Annotated in this window: 1 protein-coding gene; it reads right to left on the bottom strand. The window is 76.7% G+C overall.

What is annotated here, in order from left to right:
* Nucleotides 1–185 precede the first annotated feature (185 nt).
* Entirely contained in the window at nt 186–452 is a 267-nt protein-coding gene (locus AC2W7G_RS18080; RefSeq protein WP_485869648.1) for a hypothetical protein, read from the bottom strand.
* Between the last annotated feature and the right edge of the window lie 158 nt (nt 453–610).

The following is a 610-nucleotide window of genomic DNA, read 5'->3' as shown; positions in this document are numbered from 1 at the left end:
GGCTTGCGGGCCGGGGGCTTCCTGCTCGCGGGACGCTTGCGGGCCTGGCTGCCGGACGGCCGCTTGCGCGGCGGGGAAGACGTACGGGTCGCCATGGGCGCAAGCCTAAAGCAAGAGTCGAGACTTGGGCGGATCCCACGCCGTCCCGGCCTGCGATTCCGGTCGGACGGCCGAGGACGGACGGCTCAGGCGCCGGGGTCGCTGGCCACGGGCGTCCGGCCGAGCGCCTGCGCGTACCGGGCGAGCACGAGGCCCGAGAGCCGGTGGTCCGGCGGTCCCCCGTCCAGGAACGGCGCGGTGACCAGGTCGGCGCCGCTCGCGCGCAGCGCCGTCAGCTGGCGCCCGCCGCTGAGCAGGTAGGCGGACACGACGACCCGGCGGCCGTAGGCCCGGGCGATGTCGACCGCGTCGGCCAGGGACGTGTCGGACCCGGTCAGGGAGCCGAGGTGCACCGCCCGCCCCACACGGCGCTCAGCAGCCGGGCCGCCTTGGCGAACGCGGCCAGCTCGTGCTCGTCGCTGGACCCGGGGACGCCCATGACGATGGTGTCGCCCTGCCGCGCTCCCGCGGCGATCAGCCGCTCGGCGGCCAGCTCGGCCAGCGCCCAGTC

The sequence above is a fragment of the Aeromicrobium sp. PFPM2_SD2 genome (assembly GCF_057364525.1).
The sequence above is the reverse complement of the archived record's forward strand: the minus strand, read 5'-3'. Positions and strand labels throughout refer to the sequence as shown.